Source organism: uncultured Candidatus Kuenenia sp. (assembly GCF_900696675.1).
GTDB lineage: Bacteria > Planctomycetota > Brocadiia > Brocadiales > Brocadiaceae > Kuenenia > Kuenenia stuttgartiensis_A.
The window spans coordinates 1-1,517 of the sequence record NZ_CAADGZ010000271.1 but is presented as its reverse complement, the minus strand read 5'-3'; the positions used below and the strand labels follow the sequence as shown (position 1 = coordinate 1,517).

Sequence of the window (1,517 nt, the reverse complement as noted above, 5' to 3'; positions counted from 1 at the left end):
GCCAGAAGTATTGCCAAGCCGGAACATACGGGTAGTCACTAGAAAAAAGCTTGCTGTTCGGCGTAAAAGCCAATAAATATAAGGCTTTTACGGCACTTTTGTTTTTTGACTTGGGGTGAACATCCGCTAAAACATACCGCATTAGCCAACAAAGTTCGCAAGCTCCTTGTTGAACTTCTCTTTCTCTTCGTAGAACAGGGCATGCCCGCTTTTCTCGAATCCTATCAGTTTTGCCCCCTTAATTCCTGCCGCCATTGCTTCCGCCAGTTCAAAAAGGCATATCTTGTCCTGCGTGGCGTGTAAAATCATAGTCGGCACGTTGACCTTTGCCATGTCACCACGCAGATCAGTATCCCGCAGTGCAATAAGACTGGCTGCGGTAGCATGAGGAGATGCTTCCATTCCCATATTGTGAAACCACTCGCCAAGCTTCGGACTCACTGCATTCTCGCTGCGGAAAAAGATTTTGCCAAAATCCTCATTAAGCTTTGCTCTATCTGCATAGCACAACTCTATAAAACCATTAACGGCTGCCGACTCCAGGCCGTATTGGAAACCATGTCTTTTGACGAAGCTCGGTGCTGCCGCACCAAAGAGAGCCAGTTTTGATACTCTCTCTCCCTTGTGGCGGGCCATGTAATGCAGGGCAATAGCACCACCCATTGAAAAACCGGCCAGTGTGACGTCGCGCAGGTCAAGCGCCTCAAGCACCTTCCTGACATCATCCGCAAAGACATCATAGGTATATTCTCCCCAGGGTTTGGACGATTTACCGAAGCCGCGCAGCGTAATACCCACGCAACGATAACCATGCTTAGGCAACTGCGTAAACTGATACTCATACATCTCAAGGCTTAGTGGCCATCCGGGAATGAACACGATTGTCTTGCCTTGCCCCCAGTCCCGTATGTGGAGACGGACGTTTGTATCAACTTCTATCAACTCGTTGCCTTGCATGATATACTCCTTTCCCGTGTTTGATTATATAATGTCTCTTTGCTAACCGTGCATCTGCGATACAGCGGTCTTTTAATCTGTTCAAGTTATTTACGAAGACTTCTAAGCATATTCCCTAATATCATTTTTGCCGGTAAGTTGTTTATTCCCAAGTGATCAGTCTTTCGGAATACCTCCTTTTATTATCTCATCATTTGCTGCGTCGACGTAGCATCCAAACACACAACCTGATGCATCTAAATTACAATTAAACCTGCCAAACCAGTCATCTGGCTCGAAAATAAGACTACAAAAAATAGCTCAAGTACATGTACTGCAATATGATATGGCTATAAACCCATTTTCATAGTTTCTGGGTGTTGCAAATTAAACATGATGACTGGTGACTTATTTTGTCATTACAAGGGTATCAGCTTGTCATTGCGAGGGTCTTTTCCGAAGCAACCTCATAAACCGTAATAGAGATCCTTCCATCCTGCATTCATTCCATTAATTAATTCTGTTTTTTTAGCCCTTGAGCCACCCTTAATTTGTTTCTCCCGCGATATGGTGCTTCTTAC

General features: G+C 44.9%; 1 protein-coding gene. It reads right to left on the bottom strand.

What is annotated here, in order from left to right; genetic code table 11:
- Positions 1-141: 141 nt before the first annotated feature.
- Positions 142-957, bottom strand: coding sequence for an alpha/beta hydrolase (locus tag QZT26_RS17580; protein ID WP_164994609.1), 816 nt, complete (start codon positions 955-957; stop codon positions 142-144).
- Between the last annotated feature and the right edge of the window lie 560 nt (positions 958-1,517).

Bases quoted from the DNA above. Each gene is read 5' to 3' on its own strand.
- QZT26_RS17580 (WP_164994609.1), bottom strand. From the start codon at position 957: ATGCAAGGCAACGAGTTGATAGAAGTTGATACAAACGTCCGTCTCCAC.